16 protein-coding genes are annotated in these 20,543 nt (G+C 42.5%); 9 read left to right on the top strand and 7 right to left on the bottom strand.

Annotated features, from left to right (window positions below; genetic code table 11):
• Nucleotides 1-10 precede the first annotated feature (10 nt).
• The 6 genes from pntB (at nt 11) to AB6E85_RS12695 (ending at nt 6,066) form a co-directional block, all read left to right on the top strand.
• The gene (gene pntB / locus AB6E85_RS12720) at nt 11-1,408 is read left to right on the top strand and encodes a Re/Si-specific NAD(P)(+) transhydrogenase subunit beta (protein WP_017064580.1); all 1,398 of its coding nucleotides are present in this window, start codon (nt 11-13) and stop codon (nt 1,406-1,408) included.
• Between the two features lie 289 nt (nt 1,409-1,697).
• Complete coding sequence (vxrA, locus tag AB6E85_RS12715; RefSeq protein WP_061038586.1) at nt 1,698-3,170, top strand: sensor histidine kinase VxrA; 1,473 nt, start codon at nt 1,698-1,700, stop codon at nt 3,168-3,170.
• Complete coding sequence (gene vxrB, locus AB6E85_RS12710; RefSeq protein ID WP_372142915.1) at nt 3,145-3,804, top strand: response regulator transcription factor VxrB; 660 nt, start codon at nt 3,145-3,147, stop codon at nt 3,802-3,804. Before vxrA ends, vxrB begins: the two co-directional genes overlap by 26 nt.
• Nucleotides 3,804-4,691, top strand: coding sequence for a DUF2861 family protein (locus AB6E85_RS12705; protein WP_081230619.1), 888 nt, complete (start codon nt 3,804-3,806; stop codon nt 4,689-4,691). The genes vxrB and AB6E85_RS12705 overlap by 1 nt, the downstream gene beginning before the upstream one ends.
• 50 nt (nt 4,692-4,741) lie before the next feature.
• Nucleotides 4,742-5,872, top strand: coding sequence for a conjugal transfer protein TraF (locus AB6E85_RS12700; RefSeq protein WP_372142913.1), 1,131 nt, complete (start codon nt 4,742-4,744; stop codon nt 5,870-5,872).
• A 41-nt stretch (nt 5,873-5,913) separates the two neighbouring features.
• The gene (locus AB6E85_RS12695) at nt 5,914-6,066 is read left to right on the top strand and encodes a YoaH family protein (protein ID WP_004731009.1); all 153 of its coding nucleotides are present in this window, start codon (nt 5,914-5,916) and stop codon (nt 6,064-6,066) included.
• A gap of 733 nt (nt 6,067-6,799) precedes the next feature.
• On the opposite strand, the gene AB6E85_RS12690 is transcribed toward AB6E85_RS12695, so the two are convergent.
• From AB6E85_RS12690 to AB6E85_RS12680, 3 genes are all read right to left on the bottom strand, one after another.
• Complete coding sequence (locus AB6E85_RS12690; protein WP_372142912.1) at nt 6,800-8,068, bottom strand: GGDEF domain-containing protein; 1,269 nt, start codon at nt 8,066-8,068, stop codon at nt 6,800-6,802.
• A gap of 1,292 nt (nt 8,069-9,360) precedes the next feature.
• Nucleotides 9,361-9,672, bottom strand: coding sequence for a stress response translation initiation inhibitor YciH (yciH, locus tag AB6E85_RS12685; RefSeq protein WP_008221404.1), 312 nt, complete (start codon nt 9,670-9,672; stop codon nt 9,361-9,363).
• A gap of 3 nt (nt 9,673-9,675) precedes the next feature.
• Complete coding sequence (locus AB6E85_RS12680) at nt 9,676-10,044, bottom strand: DUF3319 domain-containing protein (protein ID WP_017060095.1); 369 nt, start codon at nt 10,042-10,044, stop codon at nt 9,676-9,678.
• Nucleotides 10,045-10,144: 100 nt separating this feature from the next.
• Between AB6E85_RS12680 and AB6E85_RS12675 the strand changes: the two genes are divergently transcribed.
• The gene (locus AB6E85_RS12675) at nt 10,145-11,113 is read left to right on the top strand and encodes a tyrosine-type recombinase/integrase (RefSeq protein WP_372142910.1); all 969 of its coding nucleotides are present in this window, start codon (nt 10,145-10,147) and stop codon (nt 11,111-11,113) included.
• 158 nt (nt 11,114-11,271) lie between these two features.
• On the opposite strand, the gene AB6E85_RS12670 is transcribed toward AB6E85_RS12675, so the two are convergent.
• Nucleotides 11,272-12,267: a D-alanine--D-alanine ligase gene (locus AB6E85_RS12670; protein WP_248367461.1), complete on the bottom strand. Its 996-nt coding sequence runs from the start codon at nt 12,265-12,267 to the stop codon at nt 11,272-11,274.
• Nucleotides 12,268-12,446: 179 nt separating this feature from the next.
• Complete coding sequence (locus AB6E85_RS12665; RefSeq protein ID WP_017060092.1) at nt 12,447-13,010, bottom strand: SPOR domain-containing protein; 564 nt, start codon at nt 13,008-13,010, stop codon at nt 12,447-12,449.
• Between the two features lie 216 nt (nt 13,011-13,226).
• On the opposite strand from AB6E85_RS12665, the gene AB6E85_RS12660 reads away from it, so the two are divergent.
• Nucleotides 13,227-15,908, top strand: a complete 2,682-nt coding sequence (locus tag AB6E85_RS12660) for a GNAT family N-acetyltransferase (RefSeq protein ID WP_372142908.1) — start codon at nt 13,227-13,229, stop codon at nt 15,906-15,908.
• On the opposite strand, the gene AB6E85_RS12655 is transcribed toward AB6E85_RS12660, so the two are convergent.
• A complete protein-coding gene (locus AB6E85_RS12655) occupies nt 15,900-16,787 on the bottom strand; it encodes a LysR family transcriptional regulator (RefSeq protein ID WP_048612676.1) in 888 nt (295 codons plus the stop codon). The two genes, AB6E85_RS12660 and AB6E85_RS12655, sit on opposite strands and share 9 nt — an antisense overlap.
• A gap of 225 nt (nt 16,788-17,012) precedes the next feature.
• On the opposite strand from AB6E85_RS12655, the gene AB6E85_RS12650 reads away from it, so the two are divergent.
• Complete coding sequence (locus AB6E85_RS12650) at nt 17,013-19,160, top strand: TonB-dependent hemoglobin/transferrin/lactoferrin family receptor (protein ID WP_372142906.1); 2,148 nt, start codon at nt 17,013-17,015, stop codon at nt 19,158-19,160.
• A gap of 339 nt (nt 19,161-19,499) precedes the next feature.
• Here AB6E85_RS12650 and galE read toward each other — a convergent pair whose 3' ends face one another.
• Complete coding sequence (galE, locus tag AB6E85_RS12645) at nt 19,500-20,513, bottom strand: UDP-glucose 4-epimerase GalE (protein WP_193840413.1); 1,014 nt, start codon at nt 20,511-20,513, stop codon at nt 19,500-19,502.
• Nucleotides 20,514-20,543: the final 30 nt, after the last annotated feature.

Below are 20,543 nucleotides of genomic sequence, written 5' to 3'. Positions count from 1 at the left end.
GGAGTAACAGATGTCTGAAGGATTAGTACAAGCAGCTTATATTGTTGCTGCTGTATTCTTTATCATGAGCTTGGCTGGGTTATCGAAACAGGAATCTGCGCGTGCGGGTAACTATTACGGTATCACGGGTATGGCAATTGCGTTGATCGCGACGATCTTTGGTCCTCATTCTGCAGGTATTGTATGGATCATCATTGCTATGGTGATCGGTGGTGGTATTGGTATCCACTACGCAAGAAAAGTAGAAATGACTGAAATGCCAGAGCTGGTTGCAATTCTGCACAGCTTCGTAGGTATGGCTGCAGTACTTGTAGGTTACAACAGCTACATCGATCCACCTGCTGCTGTTTCTATCAACCCTGCAGATATTCATGCAGAGCACGTTATCCACCTAGTGGAAGTGTTCCTTGGCGTGTTTATCGGTGCGGTGACGTTCACGGGCTCTATTGTTGCGTTTGGTAAGCTGCGCGGCGTTATCTCTTCGTCTGCATTGAATATTCCTCACAAGCATAAGTGGAATCTAGCGGCTATCGTAGTTTCTACATTGCTGATGATCATGTTCGTTAAAGCGGACGGCAGCATGTTCGCGCTAATGGTGATGACACTTATCGCATTCGCATTCGGTTACCACCTAGTGGCATCGATTGGCGGTGCAGATATGCCAGTAGTTGTCTCTATGCTTAATTCGTACTCTGGTTGGGCAGCAGCTGCGGCAGGTTTCATGCTTGCAAACGATCTGCTTATCGTAACTGGTGCATTGGTTGGTTCGTCAGGTGCGATTCTGTCTTACATTATGTGTAAGGCGATGAACCGCTCTTTCATCAGCGTAATTGCTGGTGGATTCGGCCAAGAAGTGGTTGTGTCTGATGGTGATGAAGAGCAGGGTGAACACCGCGAAACATCAGCTGAAGATGTGGCTGATATGCTGAAAAACTCTAAGTCAGTCATTATCACTCCAGGGTACGGCATGGCAGTAGCTCAAGCTCAATACCCAGTACATGAAATCACTGAGAAGCTACGAGCGCAGGGCATTAATGTTCGATTTGGTATCCACCCAGTAGCAGGTAGGTTACCGGGTCACATGAACGTACTGCTTGCTGAAGCGAAAGTGCCTTACGATATTGTTCTGGAAATGGACGAAATCAACGATGACTTCGATGAGACAGATACTGTATTGGTTATCGGTGCGAATGACACCGTAAACCCTGCAGCACTTGAAGATCCAAACAGCCCAATTGCTGGTATGCCAGTACTTGAAGTTTGGAACGCTCAGAATGTTATCGTATTCAAACGTTCGATGAACACAGGTTACGCCGGTGTGCAAAACCCACTGTTCTTCAAAGAGAACACGCAGATGCTGTTTGGCGATGCTAAAAAGAGCTGTCTAAGCATTTTAGAACATCTATAGAGATCACCTGTAAGCAATCTGTAATAACTCGATAAGGAGCTCATTTGAGCTCCTTTTTTCTATCTTACGAAAGCGAACCTGTGTATGGGCTTAGTTGCTACGATACTGGCCAAGCTTATGCAAAACTTGTTCGAATTGAGGTTGGGCTTGCCAATCAGTCTACTAGTACACCTATACAATGCAGTCGTAATATATCGGACTTTATCTCTGTAACTCGCCATTCTCACTGTTTTTCATGCGGTTAAAAATTTATCTTTGATAGCGAATGGTATATATTTGGTTGATCTATATGAATTTGCGTTGGTTTGTGATCATCAAAAGAACATTTACTCTTCTTATCGCTACGTTGTCTGTGTCAGCAAACGCATTTGCTGACTCTTTACCTGAGCGTATCGATAATTTCACCAAACTCTTTGATCATGAAACGGCAATCGAATCTTACGATATTCGAGTGCTACAGGCTGATTACCCAACACGTTTGATCATGCCGTCTTCTATGCTGCCACAAACAGCAGAGTATCCGTTAAAAGACATCCAGCGCTTATACCAGTTATCAAAAACCTGTAGCGGTAAACTGCCGTTAAGCCCGTTGATTACTGAGCCTTTAGTTTTTACTCGTGCAATGTGTAAAGGCACCAAGCTTTCTGACCGTTGGTTTAGCCGTAGTGGTTTGATTCACCCTGGTGGTGGTTCTTATGCGGCACGATACGTTGAGAAGTACCCAGAAAAGTTCGACTCTCTGAAGCGCTTTATGCATATTCAAGAGCGACCAAATACCGAACATGACGAACTGCTGTCTCGCTTGCAACAAATGGATAGCGAAGCCATCACCGCGCTGCTTGCTGGTGCCAGTATGTTTGTTGAACTCGATGAGATGTGGGTAAAACGCGGCGACAGATATTACCTGTATAAAGAATCAGTCTGGAACGAAAACGCCACGCTTGCTGGGTTATCGTTTAGCTTGTCTTCAGAAGGCAAAAGCTGTTTTGTCCAGCGTGGTAACGTGTGTTGGGAAATAGAAGATCATTCAGAGCTTCTGCAAGTTGCCATGTTTATCTTGGTGATCGCCAACATCATGCTTGTCTTAGGTTGGGCGATTTACCGCTGGAACAGTAAGAAACAAGAGATGAAGAGTCGCATGCTGGTTCTTCAAATTCTAACGCACGAATTAAGAACGCCGATTGCGAGTTTGTCATTGACGGTGGAAGGGTTCAGACGTGAGTTCGAACACTTACCAGAATCGGTATATGATGAGTTCCGTAGGCTGTGTGAAGATACACGCCGTTTAAGGCAGTTGGCGGAAGCAAGTAAAGATTACCTGCAATCAGATAACCAACCGCTCGCAACAGAGTGGGTGCCAAGTGTTGAAGAGTGGCTCCAATACAAAGTTGAAGAAGACTTTGCACCGGGTATTGAACTCCGTGTAAACAAAGATATAGCTGCAAAAGTGAACGTATATTGGTTAGGAACGTGTATCGATAACCTGATCAGAAACGCCGTGAAATACGGTGTAGCTCCAGTAATTCTAGAACTGAATACTTCTGACAAGAAGCTGACATTCAAAGTTATAGATAATGGAGACTTGTCTCGCAAAGATTGGGGGCAACTAAGAAAACCATTCGTAAGTAAGAGTGGACTCGGTTTAGGTCTAACGATAGTGGAATCTATGGTTGGAAAAATGGGCGGTCACATGACGCTTATCGGCCCCCCAACAACATTTATTTTGGAGATACCTTGTGAAACAGACATTGCTTCTCGTTGAAGATGATAAAAATTTAGCTGACGGTTTATTAGTTAGCCTTGAGCAAGCTGAATATGAATGTTTGCATGCAGAACTGATCTCTGAAGTTGAAGGCTACTGGGAACAAGCGGATCTAGTGATTCTAGACCGTCAACTTCCTGATGGCGACTCAGTAGATTCACTTCCAGGTTGGAAGAAAAAGAAAGATATCCCAGTTATTTTGCTAACGGCTCTCGTGACAGTAAAAGACAAAGTAGCGGGCTTAGATTCAGGTGCAAACGACTACTTAACTAAGCCATTCGCAGAGGCTGAGCTGTTTGCTCGGATTCGTGCTCAACTTCGCCTGCCAGATTCTGAAGAACAAGATGCATCAAAAGTGATCGCTCAAAATCTTGTTATCGATAAAGCGACACGTGAAGTGTTTTTCAATGAACAAGAAGTAACTTTAACGCGCACTGAGTTTGACCTTCTACTGTTTTTGGCAAGTAACCTTGGACGTGTATTTACACGTGATGAACTGCTTGACCATGTATGGGGTTACAACCATTTCCCAACAACACGTACGGTAGACACGCACGTTCTGCAACTAAGACAGAAACTGCCGGGTCTAGAAATTGAAACGCTGCGTGGCGTTGGTTACAAGATGAAAGCGTAATGAGAATAGCCTTACTTCCACTATTAATGTTTTCTTGCGTAGCGAATACCGCGCAAGCAACGGATTGGTTTAAGAGCAGTGATGCTCTGACCCAAGTTCATAAACATCTGCTAGATAATGATTTACCTCAGATGTTTGATTCATTAGTGGAAGTTTGGCAAATCAACTCTTCTCAATCACGAGAAGATCACCTTAATGAACTGTTCGATCAAGCATTGAACAAAGATTGTGGTAAAACTCTCACTAGAAAAACACTCCCAGATTGGATCAGTTCCGTCGTCGTCAAAAGACACATCATTCAAAGCCCTGGCCGAGATACCTTTCGTGTATCGATTAATGTTGAATCCGAAAACAATATTCAAGACATTACCTTCGAGAAGTGGGTCGATAAGATCGTTTCGTCGGACAGTGAGTTTACCAAAGACAGTGAAGTGGTTAACAACGCATCGGTGAGTCTATACCGCAAGCGTTACAATTTAGCCTCTCAACTTGAATCCGGTTTATATCGTTTAAGCGTAAAAGATGATGGCGGAAAGTCTTGGAGCACTTGGGTTGTTTTGGGTGAAGTATCCATGCGTCAACAAGTACGCTGGGCCTCAAAAGACACGTGGCGAATTGATAAGAAAGAACTACTGAATCCTTATTGTCCGCTCCCTAAGCTCGAAATCGGTTTGTACGATTACGTTGATGAACACTATGAACAAGTGTGGGGCAAGAGTTACGAATCTGATTATCCAATGAACCTTACTGGCGAAGAACTTCCCAATGATCGCTATGTTTTGGCGGTTTCAATGGTGCATTCACGTTGGCAAGGCGACATAGCGATAGAACAAGCACAAACTATCAGTAAAACTTATGATATTTCTAGCGAAGAAGAGTTAAAGTAATTTAAAATTGTGCCGTTAACTATGTAAGGGATCTAACAAAGATAAACGGCATGAAAAAAACTACAAAACTACTCGCAGCGTCAATTGCATTCGCCAGTCTTCCTCTTTCAGCAGCAAACTACGCCATTGAAGCGCGTGGTGATGCGATGGGTGGTGTGGGTGTTGTTTCGGCTAACTTCCTAACCGCTCCATTCTATAACCCAGCACTTGTTGCGATTTATCGTCGTAACGATGACGTGGGAATGATTACGCCAAGTTTTGGCGGTAATTACAATGACCCTAACGACATGAAATCTAACATCGATGCGGTACTAGATGCTTCAGGCAGTGGTATTACAGATGGATTGAAAAAACTTGATGGTAATCAAGCGAACTTTGATTTGGGTGGCGTGGTAGCGTTTGCACTACCTAATCAGTATATTGCAGCGAATATATTTGGCAAAGCATACACTGAAAGTTTTGTTACACCAGATGTATATACGTCTGGAAGTGACACGGATAATTTGCAGCGCTCAGCAGTAGAATCGGTCTCAATTGGAGTTGCTGAAGTTGGTCTTTCTTTAGCGAAGTATCAAACTTTTATGGGGCATCACTTATCGTTTGGCATCTCACCGAAACTACAGCGCATCTACACGTACAACTATGTTGCGTCGGTCAATGATTATGACTTATCTGACGTACGCGAAAATGGTGATGGCGACACGGCGTTTAACGTTGATGCTGGCGCACTCTGGTTTTTTGGCCCGTTCAGAGTTGGGTTAGCAGCGACAAACTTAATCTCTCGAGATATCGAAACAAAAGACTCTACAAAAGAAATCGTTCCTGGATATTCGGTTGGCGGTAAATACGCCTACAAATTAGAGCCGGTATACACAGTGGGTGCAGGTATCGTTTCTGATTACTTTACGTTGAGTGTTGATTACGACCTAAACGAGGCAGAGAAGTTTACTTCGTTCGAAGACAACGAACAGATGATTCGTGTTGGTACTGAAGTCGACCTGTTACGTCAGCTTAAGCTAAGGGGAGGGTATTACAAGAACCTGGCTTACTCTGATTCAGAAGGAACAGTGACAGCTGGTATTGGTATCTCGCCATTGAACTTGTTTCAGCTAGATCTAAGTGCTAACTACACAAATGAAAATGCAATGGGTGCATCAATCAATTTCCTTGCTAGTTACTAACAGTCCTTATATAGTTCTGCTCCTAAATAAAGGAGCAGAACATGCTAAACGACTTACCAACCCTTTCTCACGAAGAACAACAGAAAGCTGTTGAACGAATTCAAGAAATGATGACCCAAGGCATCAGCACAGCACAAGCTATCAAAATCGTTGCTGAGCAAATTCGTGAAGAAATGAGTAATAAAGAAGAGTAGGGCATCAGCCCTTCTTTTTTAACGCCTTAGTGCACTATAACTAAATATATTACCCTCTAGTATATTATCTCGTACATGCCTACTCTTTAGTTACCCTAAATTCCGACCTGTCCAAAACTCTTAAATACTGCTTATTCAATAAGTTACGTCAGAGTAATTAACTTTTCAGGCTTTTCTTGGCCTTAGGTTGTAATTAAATTACAGCAAGATCTGAAAGTAAAACAACCGTCACTTTAGGTGTCAGCATTCTTGTCGCTATAGCTAAGTCACTAAATATATGGCGTTTTTTAAGGCTAGTGACGTTGTGACTTGTATTTTTAACGGATGAGAATCCATGAATGTTCAGAAGAAGACAAATGAGGAGTTCATCGAAGAACAGGGCGAGACAAGCCACAGCGGTAATGTCCAAAACCGATACCGCGAATGACTTGTAACTTCGTTTCCACATATGTGCTTTACAGAATAAGCATTGAGGAAGTTTACGAGGAGTAAAGGCGTTGTATAGAAGTCGTTTAAGGAACGACACGTATCAATTTGAGAATGCTAATGATGTCGGTATTACGGATAGTGTGTGCGAATCGATTAGAATTCTGATGAGAGAGCAAAGTTTATGGACTTGTTTAGTCAGCCGTTAAAAGTGTAATTGCTGACTAAATAGAGAGTAGATATCGACAGGGTATTGATGCGTGTTGAAGAGCATTGAATATTGAACTGCAGGCCAGTCTGGCGAGGCTTAGTCAAACGTAACGACTTGGTTTCGTCCGTTATCTTTAGCTTGATAGAGTGCCTTGTCTGCACGCTTAATGGCTGAACGAATCGATTCATTCTGTGTAAGTTGGGTAAAACCAACGGATGCGGTAATGTGAAGCCCTTTGGGCCAAGTGGCTTCGTCCATTGAAGAGTAGAGTTTTGCAATAATTTCGTTACACTGTAGCGTTGTTTGTTCTATACAAACTAACAAGAACTCCTCGCCGCCCCAACGATACAATAAGTATTGCTCACCAAGGTTGTCGATCACTGTCGAGGCAAACAGAATTAGAACTTGATCACCGGTTTCATGACCGTAATGGTCGTTGACCTGCTTAAAATGGTCCAAATCAAATAGAGCAATGTGAATTGTCTTTCCTTGTTGTGCAAGACGCTCAAAATCATAAAAGGTATCTAACGCTTCGGTTCTGTTACGACAGCCAGTTAGAGGGTCGGTAGTCGCCTTTATTTTTAACTCTTCGATTTCTTGGGCTAACAAACGCTGTTGGTTTACTGAAAACATTCTCGCTCGTCTAGCTACGTATGACGCCCCACAGACATAACAGACCGCGTAGATTACCCATAAGCTAATCAAGATCTTCCATAACATAACCTTGTCCATAATCTTACCGTGGAAAACGATGCTCTCGACCGTGAGAGTATGGTGGCCATCGAGCGTGCTAGCTCCCAGCCCCAATTCAACTGAAACAGCGTTAGTAATATCCACCGCGCTGTTGGTTATCGGGTGGTTGTAGTAGTCAATCCACCATAAAGGGACATTGAAGTAATCTAAATCGATGTGGTTTCTATCGGGGAATGAGAAGTCTAAGCGATTGAACTTGTTAGAAATAGGGTCGCCTTGAATGCTGTAGTTGTCGTCGTGGTTACGTATGTAGAATCGAAACCTTGGATCCTCTTGACCTTCATATTCCATATTGATGGTCACAGAATCAAATCTGGAGAGATCTAAGCCTTTACCTTCAGTAGAGAGAACAAATTCAACCTCACAGAAAGGTGAACTATAGGTACGATTAAAGTCACACTGTAACTCAATTTTATCTTTTAACTTGTATAACGACCCTATGGTGCCACCATCATGGTCTCTGTCTGTATTTACGCGCGTAGGGTATCTGTCTGGTGTGATGATGTAGTTCTTATCCATGATGGTATGGAAAGAGATCAGCGACAGCACGGTCATTGCCAGGCAAAAAACAGAGAAGAAGATGTTGAGTTGTCTGAATGCTTTGTCGCTCATAATATATTTCGTACGTAAACCTGTAACATTATGCGTGATGGAGTATGCAGGCGCAACTAGGGATTCGATTTTGGATTGAGTTTGGCTAATATCGTTTGGTCAACAAGCCAGATACAGTCGTTCTTCACCAAAAAACACGCGCCCAGCGATCGATATATACTTAAATAGCGTTGTTTTTGCTCGGTATTTATACGAAAGGTGACGTTTTTAAGGGGTTAATAATATAACTGTATATACATACAGTTATTGTTTGGGATCTTTATTTTGTGTTCCATAGGACCAACCTTTACCTGTACAGCTAGCTACAGTGTCACTTTATTTGTTAATTACATGTGTCGACAAACCAATAAACGCTTTCTAAGTTTTTTAGTCTCAGGTGGTAACACCATTGCAACTTCAAAAGCGGGCATATCAGCTAGAGAAAACAGGTAAAGCAAAACAAAGAGCAATGGGTTTCAAGCAACTCTTAGGTTTATTACCAAAGCTACCTAAAGCCAATTGAACGTAATTTCAGGGTAAACCGTGATTATGGATCTACCAAGTATCGGTGTTGTGTACCAGCGTATAAGTGCAATGAATCTATGCAAACATGTTTGCGGTAGCTTGGCATGGTGTTTCAAACAACATAGGACAAGCCATTGCCGTTTAATCATCTCGCTAAACACAAATACTAACTCTAGAGAGAATCGTTAAGAAGGTTTGAAAAATGTGTGTGCTAATCTACGTAAGACACACGAACTTTATTAGCTGATGGATTTAAACGAAAGCTCAGCATGTGCAGTTGATAAAAAACATTGGTCGCGTGTGTGATGTGTGAAATCTGAAAAAGAAACAACAGCAATGCTCACAAGAATTACACACAGCGCAGCGAACCGTTAGTGCAAACAGAGAAGTGGCTAGATAAGTTAAACCAGATGGACAAAGTTTCTCGTCAATTAGATTCGCTGAATGAAGATTGAACTGACCACACATATAATTATTAGATTTCAAGTGCCATAAGAAAACTCTGGTCGACGCAAGAAGCGTGGCAGTCAGTTGGAACAAGGGTTTTAAGGACAAACGATGAGAATACTACCTTTAGAATTAACTACATGTTACTGCGTATTATGTACGTTATGTTAAATTGGTTTTGGTGTTTATAAGGCAGGTATCTTTGTGTGATGCCCTGCCTTTGTATAGTGTCGATATTCTCTAAATTATACTGTGTATTTAACCATATTGGCTATTTACCATAAAATACCTAATAACCAGTGATAATAATCTTCGATTTTAACCCTGGTATTAGTTAGAGATTAACCGCCAGCAAATTTAACTTTGTAGCCTTTCTTTTCAAGGTGCGCTTTGATCTTATCACGAGCGTCACCTTGAATTTCGATGTTGCCGTCTTTTACTGAGCCACCGCAGCCGCAAACTTTCTTGAGTTCTGCTGCCATTAGTTTTAATGGTGCGTCATCTAGGTCTAAGCCAGTCACGACAGAAACGCCTTTGCCTTTGCGGCCTTTGGTTTCTTTTTGGATTCGAACGATACCATCGCCTTTAGGGCGTTGGACTTTCTCTTCTTCAGGCTTAATACGACCTGTTTCTGTTGAATATACTAGGCTCATAATTTACTTCTTTTGTTGCTCTGCTTTTTGTTTTGCGAGTAAGTAAGCTTCTATATGGCGTTGGATTGCAACCTTGCCGCCTTTAATTAAGCGACCGTTAAACATGCAATACCACGCATTAGGCTCACCGGTGTCATTCTTGATTTGGTAGCCGTTGAAGTTTTCAGTCGAGCCACCAGTTCCTCTCGACTTATTTAATGACATGAATTCTTTTGGATCAATAATAGATGCGGTATCAATCCACCAATCAATACTCTTTTTCACGGCAGCTAGGTTGCCCTGAATAACGTTGTTTTTTAACTTAGCACGCCAAACTGTGTTGTTAGCATCTATCGATTGAAGATGGACGCTTCGGTAAATTGAATTAGCCATATCTATTAATCATCTTTCTGTTTTCACTGCATTAATCATAAGTATACTAATAATGATATCAAGCATAATATGGTAAAAACACCTGTCGAGGTATGGTAATTTGAGAAAAAAAGTCCCTATTTTAACCGACTCTGTGATAATCAATTCATTTGTTGAAAAATTAAACAGTAACGCGACAATAGAAATTATAGATGAGTTGACAGGATTTCAATACTCTCGCAATTCACTGTTAGGCATTTATAGTGATTGGAATCGCTATCATGCGTTCTGTACCAAACATCGTATTAACACACTTCCCGCATCTATAACTGCTGTTCGTCGTTTTCTTGAAACGGAGTCCAACGATAGAAAATACGCATCGCTAAAACGTTACACTGCAACGCTTAGCATGTTACATACTGTGTTGAGCTTTGCTAACCCGATCAAGCACAGGCAAGTTCGCTTTACCCTACTCCACTTACAATCTCAAATGGCCGGTGACGCTAAACAAACCAATGCTATGACATCTGCGCATCTCACTGATTTAAATACGCTGCTCTCCCATGAGAAAGCAAACCTGAAAGAGATCAGAGACATCGCTATTTATAACGTGATGTTCGAGTGTGCTTTAAAACGCTCAGAGCTTAAGGTGTTATCGATGAGTGATGTTGATTACGTTCAAGATCATTACCAAGTAACAGTCAAAGATTCGGCTTATCAGTTGTCACAAATAGCCAGTGTTGCACTTCAACGTTGGTTTTCGTTTACTGGTATACAAGATGAGTTGTCAGTATTTCGAGCGATAGACAAGCATGAAAATATTGGTTTGCAGCCTTTAGATGATTCGTCCATCTATAGGATATTGAGAAGAGCTAGCGACTTACTTAAATTGCCAGAAAATCACCATTTCTCTGGAAACTCGATTCGTGTTGGTGCTGCACAAGAGTTGTCGAAACAAGGTCTTAAGGTTAGAGAGATTCAGGATTTTGGCCGTTGGCTCAGCCCTGCAATGCCAGCGCAATATGTAGGTTTCACGGGAACGGCTGAGAGTGAGAAGATGAAGTTTAAGGCATTAATACCTTGGCAATGACGGGGCGTAGATTACTGGGATATTACTATTTTGATATAAGCTGTGGTTAAAACGATCGATTTTTAAAATAGCTGGCTTTAAAAACAACAAGTGCCTTGGCAGAAAGCTCAAGGCACTTGTTGGTTCAGCTCTAAGTGAACGAAAATGAGTTAGAAAACCTAAGAAAGGCTCGTTCTCACGCAGTTCTCCAAGAACTGGCTGAATTTGTGGCCGTCATGCTCAACCATTTTAGGGAACATGGAGATTGGCGTCATACCTGGGAAGGTGTTGACTTCGTTCAGGTAGATTTCGTTGTCTTGCGTTAAGAAGAAGTCGATACGAGACAAATGACGAAGCTTCATCTGAGTGAAGACTTTACGAGCGCTGTCTGCAATCAATTCACGCTGTTCGTCCGTTAAGTTACTTGCTTCAACTTCAGTGATCGAGTGACTGTCTGCACTGTACTTCTCTTCGTAAGAGTAAAATGCGCCATTAGGTGCAATCACCTCACCCGGCTTGCTGATATGCAGCTCGCCATCGATTTCATAAGCAGCAATTTCTAGCTCTCTAGGCACCACTGATTTCTCAACCAATACTTGGTCCGAGAAAGTGAACGCCTTGTTGATAGCCTCGCTTAAATCTTCTACTTGGTTAACTTGGTAACAACCTACAGAAGAACCTTGACGAGCCGCTTTCACAAACACTTTACCCCACTTTTCAAATGCTTGAGTTGCTTGTGAGTGAGCTTGATCATTGTTGTCTGATAAGAACAGGTACGGCGTGTTTGGAATGCCGAGTGCGTCGTACCAAAGCTTTGACGTGATTTTGTTAAAGCTGTTATTGCTAGCTTCTGAACCACAACCTAGGTATGGAATTTTAGCCATTTCAAACAGGGATTGAATGTCACCTGTTTCACCTGGGAAGCCGTGGATGCAAGGCACAATAAAATCGACTTTAGATGCTAAATTGTCACCGCGTAAGGTTTGGTCGTTAATATCAAGATAAACCAATTCACCTGAATCAAGACACCAGCCTTCGTTTTTAATTTCAACTCTTACAACGTTAAAATCTGCAACGCTATTGAGCTGTTCAAAAAGGTAATTAGCTGAAACTAAAGATACTTCATGCTCTGAAGATCCACCGCCGCAAAGTAGAAGGATGTTTGTGGTGTTCATGGGTAAATTCGGTCCTTGAAACTAGGAGTACTGACTTCAATGATAAACAAAAGTCGAGATAGGTACAGTGTTTTGATTGTTAAAATTGGGTTCGAAAGATCGAGCGATTAACTATTAAACAAAACAGCGAGTCTTAAAACAAAAGAAGGAGCATTTGCCCCTTCTTCATGAATCAAAACTTAGTTCAACTTGTTAAGCGTAGGGTATTCAGAGTTCTTGATGTCATCAATGCTCTTAACGAACGGCTTCAAGTTTTGGAAAGTGTTCGGCAGTGTTGAGATGGCCTTTTTAGCTTCTAAGCGTGTCGCGTAGTCACCATAAAGTACCGTGAACCACTTAGTGCCGTTAACCATTTTGTAGTTTTCCCAAACTGGTTGAGAAGTCGTAGGTAGCATTTTCACGAAAGAATCGACTTTACTTTGGCTGCCAACAGCAACAACTTGAACTGTGTAACCAAAACGTTGGTTCATGTCTTGTTGTTTCTTGGTTGGGCCTGTCACTACTGCAACTGGCTTAGCTTTAGTCGTTTGAGCGACTTTCTGTTCAACAGGTTCGGTTCTGATAACGTTGACAACATTTTCTTCAACAACGCTTGTTTGCTCAGATTGAGATACAACTGGAGCTTCAACTTTTGCCGTTTTGTACTCTTCTTGATAACTATCTGAAGTGACATTGGTAACGTAATCGTCAGATACACATGCAGCCAAGAGCAGTGGCAAAGTCACAATTGCAAATTTTTTCATGGAAAGCTCTATATCCTTAATAATAATTACTATAAATCATGCCGATACGTCGGTTTAGAATCAAGTTAACTTTGAGATTATACACCATTAGTGGGTGACCTATTTCACAAACTTTATGCAGTGTTTGCTTATTCATCTGAATTCGGTGAATTTGCCATCAACTCGTGAGTGCAAAGTAAGTTACGATGAACTTACGTGCATTGCTAGGATATGTCTATGAATCATCTTGATCCCCTACTTAAACCCCGTTCAATCGCTGTTGTTGGTGCTTCTCAACGAGAAACGCGCGCAGGATATATCGTTATGAACAATTTGTTGCACGGGGATTTTAAAGGTGCGGTGATGCCGGTTACGCCGAAATATGATTCAGTGGCCGGTGTGCTTTCTTATAAGAACATTTTGTCGTTACCGATTGTCCCTGATCTCGCAATCTTGTGTACCAATGCGACACGCAATGTCGCCATTTTTGAAGAGCTGTCTGAGAAAGGGATTGCGTCTGTCATTGTGCTTTCTTCCGACATGCAACAAGAAAGCGATAATGGCGAGACGTATGATGAAAGATGCCTAGCGATTGCCAAAAAACACAACATTAGAGTGTTGGGTTCTAATAGTTTGGGGGTAATTGTCCCTTGGTTAAATTTGAACGCCTCATTCTCTCCAGTGACAGCATTGCCCGGTAAGATCGCTTTTGTTTCTCAGTCGGCAGCTGTGTGTACCACTATTCTCGATTGGGCTAATGACAAAGAGATCGGTTTCTCTGCGTTTATCTCTATAGGCAATGGCAGCGATATCGAATTCTCGGAGTTATTGGATTATCTTAGCACCGACTCTCACACCGAAGCGATATTGCTCTATGTAGACAGCATTACTGATGCGAGGCGCTTTATTTCTGCAGCGCGTGCGGCATCGCGCAATCGACGAATTTTGGTGTTGAAAGGCGGTCGAACGGCGAAAGGTAGAGCCGCTGCAATGGCACACACTGGTGGTGCCGACACATTAGATATCATTTACGACTCTGCAATTCGACGCAGCGGCATGCTAAGAGTTAAGAACTTACATGAACTGTTTGCTGCGGTAGAAACACTGACTCATTCCGTTCCCTTGCGTGGCGAGCGCTTGGCTATTGTTACCAATGGTGGCGGCCCTGCGATTATGGCGGTGGATACCCTATTTGACCGCGGTGGTAAGCTTGCAGAGTTTTCAGAAGAGACACTTGATAAGTTGAACAAGGTGTTGCCATCGAGTTGGTCTCACAGCAATCCTATCGATATTGTTGGAGACGCCGGTGATCAGCGTTATATCGACACCATAAACATCTTACTCGATGGTGATGAAGCTGATGCGATTCTTATTATGCACAGCCCTTCTGCGGTCGCACATTCAGCCAAAACGGCAGAGCGAATTATTGAAGCGATTAAAAAGCACCCTCGCCACAAGCGCTTTAACATCCTGACGAATTGGTCTGGTGAGTTAACAGCAAGGCCTGCACGAAAGCTGTTTACCGAAGCGGGTTTCCCAACTTATCGAACGCCTGAAAGCTCTGTGGTCGCATTCATGCACTTAGTCGAGTACAGACGTAACCAACGTCAGTTAATGGAAACGCCGACTACTGCAGAAAAAGTACACATTGAAGATTTAGCAGATGCGAAAAATTGGATAGAACGACAACTACTGGATAAAGATACAGTAAGCCTTGATACTCACCAAAATAGCCAGTTTTTCAAGAGCTTCAACCTCGATGTGTTACCAACTTGGATCGCTTCTGACCCAAGTGAAGCAGTACACATCGCTGAAACGATTGGTTATCCCGTCGCAGTAAAATTACGTTCTCCGGATATTGCACATAAGTCAGACGTTCAAGGCGTGATGCTCAATTTACGAAACAGCAGTGAAGTTGCCAATGCGGCTCAGGCAATTCTCGATCGCTCACAATTATCCTTCCCTACAGCGCACATCCATGGCTTATTGATTCAAGGTATGGCTAAGCTCGCGGGCGGCCAAGAGTTGCGTATTAAGGTCACAACAGACGAAACCTTCGGCCCAATCATCTTACTTGGACAAGGTGGCTCTGAGTGGGATGAATCGATTGATGCCGCCGCTGCTTTTCCACCGCTCAACATGACACTGGCGCGTTACTTGATTATTCGAGCGATAAAAAGTGGCAAGATTCGTCTACAAAAGCTTCCTAACCCGATTGATATAGAGGGCCTTTCTGAATTATTGGTTCGCATATCGCAGATGGTCGTTGATTGCCCTGAAATACATGATTTGGATATTCATCCAGTACTCGCCAACGGAGACAAATTTACGATATTAGACGCTGATATCATATTGAAAGCCTACGAAGGAGATCCACAAGAAAGGTTGGCCATTCGCCCTTACCCAGTCGAGCTTGAAGAACGTATCCAGCTAAAAGATGGAACCGAAGTGTTGTTACGCCCTATTCTTCCCGAAGATGAACCGCTTCATGCTGACTTCATTAACCGAGTGTCTAAAGAAGATCTCTATAAGCGTTTCTTTAGTGATGTCGGTGAATTTAATCATGAGGCGTTGGCGAATTTCACTCAGATTGATTTCGATAGAGAAATCGCCTTTGTGGTCGTTCGCGAGGAACAAGGCGTTCCAGCGATCATCGGCGTGTCCCGTGCGCTGATTAACCCTGAGAACACGGACGCGGAATTCGCAATATTGATTCGTTCTGACCTTAAAGGTGTTGGTCTAGGTCGCATTCTGATGACTAAGGTTATCGATTACTGCCGAGCGAAGCAGACTAAACAGATGTCGGGTATGACGATGCCAACCAATAGAGGGATGCTGACACTAGCTCAAAAGCTCGGTTTTAAGCTAGATATCAGTTTTGAAGACGGTACTGCAGATATGGTGTTACCGTTACTTTAACGCCCATGTCTTTTTAAGATGTTGGATACACCAAGACTTGGCGTCGCCCATTTTGTTGCGTCGCCAAGCCATTACGATATCAATAGGCTGCGGCTCGGTACCGGAGATCTGCTGTAGAACGCCAGATTCGATCAAAGGTTTAGCAACACTATTCGGCAAAGTGCCAATCCCTAGTCCTGATGTCAAAGCCTCTACTTTTGCAGGAAAACTTGTCACAGTTAATCGTGGCTGTTTTTCTAGAATATTGATACTTAGTGCTGGCTGATCGCGCGCGGTATCTGCAATAGCAATAACCCTGTAACTTTCTCTCGCCTTTTGGTCGAACTCACCAGAACGTTTGTGAACATAGTGATTTGATGCCGCTACCCAAACCATTTCCATTTTACCTATAACGTCACTTTTCATGTCGTTTGGGATAGTGTCAACCTTTGGGCACACTAGCAAATCGGCTCGGCCGTCTGAAAGGGACTCCCAACACCCTGCTAAGATCTCTTCTTGCAAACGAACGCGTGTTTTACTGATTTTTCCTAGTTCATCTACCAGCGGGAAAAAGTTAGCAATCGGGATAATACCATCAAAGGCGATGGTCAAATCGAGCTCCCAACCATTGGCTAGAATACTTGCCTCGTTAACAAGACGTTCTGTTGCTCCAAGAATTACCCTACCTTGTTCAAGTATCAACTGACCCGCTTCCGTGAAATTTGCACGGTGGCCTGAGCGGTCAAAAATCATGATATCCAGATCTTGTTCAAGCTTCTGTATTTGATAACTGAGTGATGAAGGCGCTCTGTCCATTTCATTGGCCGCGGCGGCGAAACTTCCACGTCGGTCGATGGCGTCTAGGATGTGTAACGCTTCAAGTGTTATTGGACTATGCATCAGTTTCCTACTTTATAAATGAGAGGTTAATCACAAAAATGGAAGCATTCACCAGGCAAATGGAACCATTAAAGGTCTTTTAATACAATGAGTTATACGGTTTAGGCGTGTTTTTAATGACAAAAGTACAAATAAATTGAAATGCAAATAATAGTAATTATCATTTAGATCCAATATTATCGTTCGCAAATCAAGATAATACTATGGAATTAAGGTAACTATCAGATGTATAAGCAATCCCTACTCTCTGCTTCAATCGTTTTAGCGCTTTCATCAACATCAGCCTTTGCTGAAGATTATGCCCTATTTGACGAGGTTGTTGTATCTTCGACTCGTACTAATCAAACACTTATCAATACAGCGGCTTCTGTTACTGTTATATCGGATAAGCAAATTGAAGAGAATATGGCGAAAGACGTGAATGAAATCTTCGAATACACTCCAGGTGTAACGATGAACTCAAGCTCTCGTCAAGGTGCACAAACTATCAATATTCGTGGCATGGAAGGTAAGCGCGTTAAGATCTTAGTAGATGGCTCATCGCAACCAGGTTCATTTGATGGTGGCCCTTATGCATTTATTAACTCTAGCGGTATCTCAATCGACCCTGATATGCTTAAAAGCGTTGAAATCATCAAAGGCGCTGCTTCAAGTTTACACGGAAGTGACGCTATTGGCGGCGTTGTTGCATTCGAAACCAAAGACCCTTCTGATTTCTTGAAAGATGGCGAAGACTTCGGTGGCCAAGCGAAACTGTCTTACTCTTCAGAAGATAACTCTTTCAGTGAGCACGTTGCATTAGCTAATCGATTTGGTGATTTGGAAACATTGGTTGCCTACACTCGCCGTGACGGTGAAGAGCTTCAAAACTTCCGCGACTCTAATAACTTAGAGAATTACGCAGTAGAAGAGCAAGATACATCTGCAGATAACCTATTGGTAAAATTGCAATACCAATTGAACGAAAGCCACCGTATCGAGTTTCTAGCTGAGCTAATTAAGGATACTTCTGACTCTGATATTTATCACTCAAGCTATGATAGCTACACGGGTGCAGATGATACAGAGCAAAATCGATTTGCGATTAAACATATTTGGTTCGCTGATGGCGCTATCGCTGACACAGTGACGAGCAAAGTGTCATACATCTCTAAAGAAGAAAATGGGGTGACGAAGCGCTTTAAACCGGCAGGTCCTGGCTTCCCACCTTATGTCCCTGCTAACAATGACAATCTTCAAACAAAAGACTATGAATACACCGAAGATAAGCTTGAGATCGAAACTCAGCTAGATAAAGAGATTAACAACCATTACCTAGTTTATGGTGCAACATACACACATAGTGATATTAGCAATACAAACATGGAGTACAACTCTGATCCTGATACTGATGATCAGCTTTATGTATACACTCCTGATGCTAAAGAGCAGAAGTTTGGTCTGTTTGTACAAGACGAAATTAGCCTAATGAACGACAAACTTGTTGTTACTCCAGGTGTTCGTTTCGATTACTTCTCTACAGACCCTGGTAAAAATACGGGTGAGTCACTTACGGACTTCTCTGATTCTGCGGTAACTGGACGTTTAGGCTCAACATACAAACTTACTGATACAGGCACCATTTTTGGCCAGATTAGCCAAGGCTTTAGAGCCCCTTCTTTCGATGAACTGTACTACACGTATGACAACCCAGGACATGGTTACGTAAACGATCCAAACCCGGACCTTAAGTCAGAAACCAGTATCTCTTACGAGCTAGGTTACCGTCATAATACACAGGCTTCATCGTCTGAAATTGCGGCTTACTACAGTGATTACGATGACTTCATCGAAACAGTGGTAACGAAAAAAGTTGGCGGAACGACACACTACTCTAACGTTAACCTAGATTCCGCAACAATTAAGGGTGTTGAATTCTCTAACACGTTACTATGGGATGTTTTGGTTGGTGCACCTAAGGGTATTTCAACTCACTTCGTTGCTTCATACACAGAAGGTGAAGATGGAAACGGTAATGCACTGAATAGTGTTAATCCTTGGAATGCTGTATTAGGTCTTAACTACGATGCTCCAAACCAAAACTGGGGTACTAGCCTTAAGTTAAACTACACGGCTAACAAGTCTGGTTCAGACATCAACTTCGATGACGAAAGCGGCGGTAACGCTGGTCAAGCTGAGCTTCCGAGTGCAACGGTTGTTGACTTGACGGCTTACTACAAGCCAATGAAAGATCTTACTATTCGTGGTGGAGTATTCAACTTAACTAACGAAGAGTACTACCGTTGGAATGATATTCGCGGCGATGATGAGCTTTACAAAGAGAACTCTCAAGCAGAAAGAAACTACGGTATTTCAGCTAAATACGAATTCTAATTCGTTAAAAACCTGAATTGCAGATACTAAAAAGCCAGCTAAATGCTGGCTTTTATTATTTCACTAAAAATTGTATCAAAAAGGGATAAAGTGAAATTACTTCTCTGCCATTTCTTTCTTAACCATTACAGCTGCAGCAATGATGAAAGTGATGACTAGGGCTAGTTCCATGATTAACTCCAAAGAAAATTAACATTAAACATATAATTCGCGTGGATGATAACACAACAGATACAGAATGATACTTTTTAACCACTAATTTACTTTTTATTCGATTTAGATCAAAAAAGATGCCCTAAAGCATCTTTTTGCAAGTTAACTATTCATGAAACAACTAGATCAACCAGGGAAACCATCAGGGTTGGTTGACTGCCAGCGCCATGTATCTTCAGTCATTTCAGTCAGTGTACGTGTTGCATTCCAACCAAGCTCTTTCTGAGCTTTAGCAGGATCTGCCCAACATTCTGCAATGTCACCCGGGCGACGCTCGACAAGCTTATAAGGGATATCTTTACCGCTCGCTTCCTCAAACGCTTTAACCATGTCTAATACACTTGAACCGTTACCAGTGCCAAGGTTGTAGATATGAAGACCATCTTTGCGCCCTACTTTCTCAAGCGCTGCGATGTGGCCATCAGACAGATCCATTACGTGGATGTAATCGCGAACGCCAGTGCCGTCTTTTGTTGGATAATCGCTACCAAATACAGATAGGAATTCACGGCGGCCTACTGCTACTTGAGAGACAAATGGCATTAGGTTATTTGGGATACCTTGCGGATCTTCACCTAGCTCACCACTTGGATGTGAACCTACAGGGTTAAAGTAACGCAGCAGTGTAATGCTCCAATCCGGATTGGCTTTTTGGAAATCGGTTAAACACTCTTCAACCATTAGTTTACTACGACCATATGGGTTGGTTGCGCTGGTTGGGAAGTCTTCAGTAATTGGCACACTTGCAGGATCGCCGTATACCGTTGCTGAAGAGCTGAATACCAAGGTTTTTACACCCGCATCACGCATTGCATCAACAAGAACTAAAGTGCCGTTTACGTTGTTGTCGTAGTATTCAAGAGGCTTTTCCACAGACTCTCCGACGGCTTTCAGACCAGCAAAGTGGATAACCGCTTCGATGTTGTGTTGCTTCATGGTTTCAGTCAAAAGCGCTTTATCACGAACGTCACCTTCAATGAAGTTGGGACGAACGCCCGAGACTTTTTCGATACGCTCTAGAACGCTTGGTTTACTGTTGTACAAGCTATCAAAAAGTACAGGTGTCATACCTGCGTTGATCATCTGGATACTTGTATGGCTACCAATGTAACCCATGCCACCTGTAACTAAAACATTCATGCTTAGCAGACCTTTTAATTAAAAATATTC

The organism is Vibrio sp. 10N.247.311.51, assembly GCF_041467855.1.
GTDB lineage: Bacteria > Pseudomonadota > Gammaproteobacteria > Enterobacterales > Vibrionaceae > Vibrio > Vibrio coralliirubri.
This window is presented reverse-complemented; position numbering and strand designations above follow the sequence as displayed.

What these genes read in the sequence shown, in the direction of transcription:
- AB6E85_RS12690 (WP_372142912.1), bottom strand. Translation starts at nt 8,068, where the DNA reads ATGAGCGACAAAGCATTCAGACAACTCAACATCTTCTTCTCTGTTTTT.
- AB6E85_RS12655 (WP_048612676.1), bottom strand. Translation starts at nt 16,787, where the DNA reads ATGCATAGTCCAATAACACTTGAAGCGTTACACATCCTAGACGCCATC.
- AB6E85_RS12660 (WP_372142908.1), top strand. Translation starts at nt 13,227, where the DNA reads ATGAATCATCTTGATCCCCTACTTAAACCCCGTTCAATCGCTGTTGTT.
- yciH (WP_008221404.1), bottom strand. Translation starts at nt 9,672, where the DNA reads ATGAGCCTAGTATATTCAACAGAAACAGGTCGTATTAAGCCTGAAGAA.
- AB6E85_RS12650 (WP_372142906.1), top strand. Translation starts at nt 17,013, where the DNA reads ATGTATAAGCAATCCCTACTCTCTGCTTCAATCGTTTTAGCGCTTTCA.
- AB6E85_RS12665 (WP_017060092.1), bottom strand. Translation starts at nt 13,010, where the DNA reads ATGAAAAAATTTGCAATTGTGACTTTGCCACTGCTCTTGGCTGCATGT.
- pntB (WP_017064580.1), top strand. Translation starts at nt 11, where the DNA reads ATGTCTGAAGGATTAGTACAAGCAGCTTATATTGTTGCTGCTGTATTC.
- vxrA (WP_061038586.1), top strand. Translation starts at nt 1,698, where the DNA reads ATGAATTTGCGTTGGTTTGTGATCATCAAAAGAACATTTACTCTTCTT.
- AB6E85_RS12705 (WP_081230619.1), top strand. Translation starts at nt 3,804, where the DNA reads ATGAGAATAGCCTTACTTCCACTATTAATGTTTTCTTGCGTAGCGAAT.
- AB6E85_RS12680 (WP_017060095.1), bottom strand. Translation starts at nt 10,044, where the DNA reads ATGGCTAATTCAATTTACCGAAGCGTCCATCTTCAATCGATAGATGCT.
- AB6E85_RS12700 (WP_372142913.1), top strand. Translation starts at nt 4,742, where the DNA reads ATGAAAAAAACTACAAAACTACTCGCAGCGTCAATTGCATTCGCCAGT.
- AB6E85_RS12670 (WP_248367461.1), bottom strand. Translation starts at nt 12,267, where the DNA reads ATGAACACCACAAACATCCTTCTACTTTGCGGCGGTGGATCTTCAGAG.
- AB6E85_RS12695 (WP_004731009.1), top strand. Translation starts at nt 5,914, where the DNA reads ATGCTAAACGACTTACCAACCCTTTCTCACGAAGAACAACAGAAAGCT.
- galE (WP_193840413.1), bottom strand. Translation starts at nt 20,513, where the DNA reads ATGAATGTTTTAGTTACAGGTGGCATGGGTTACATTGGTAGCCATACA.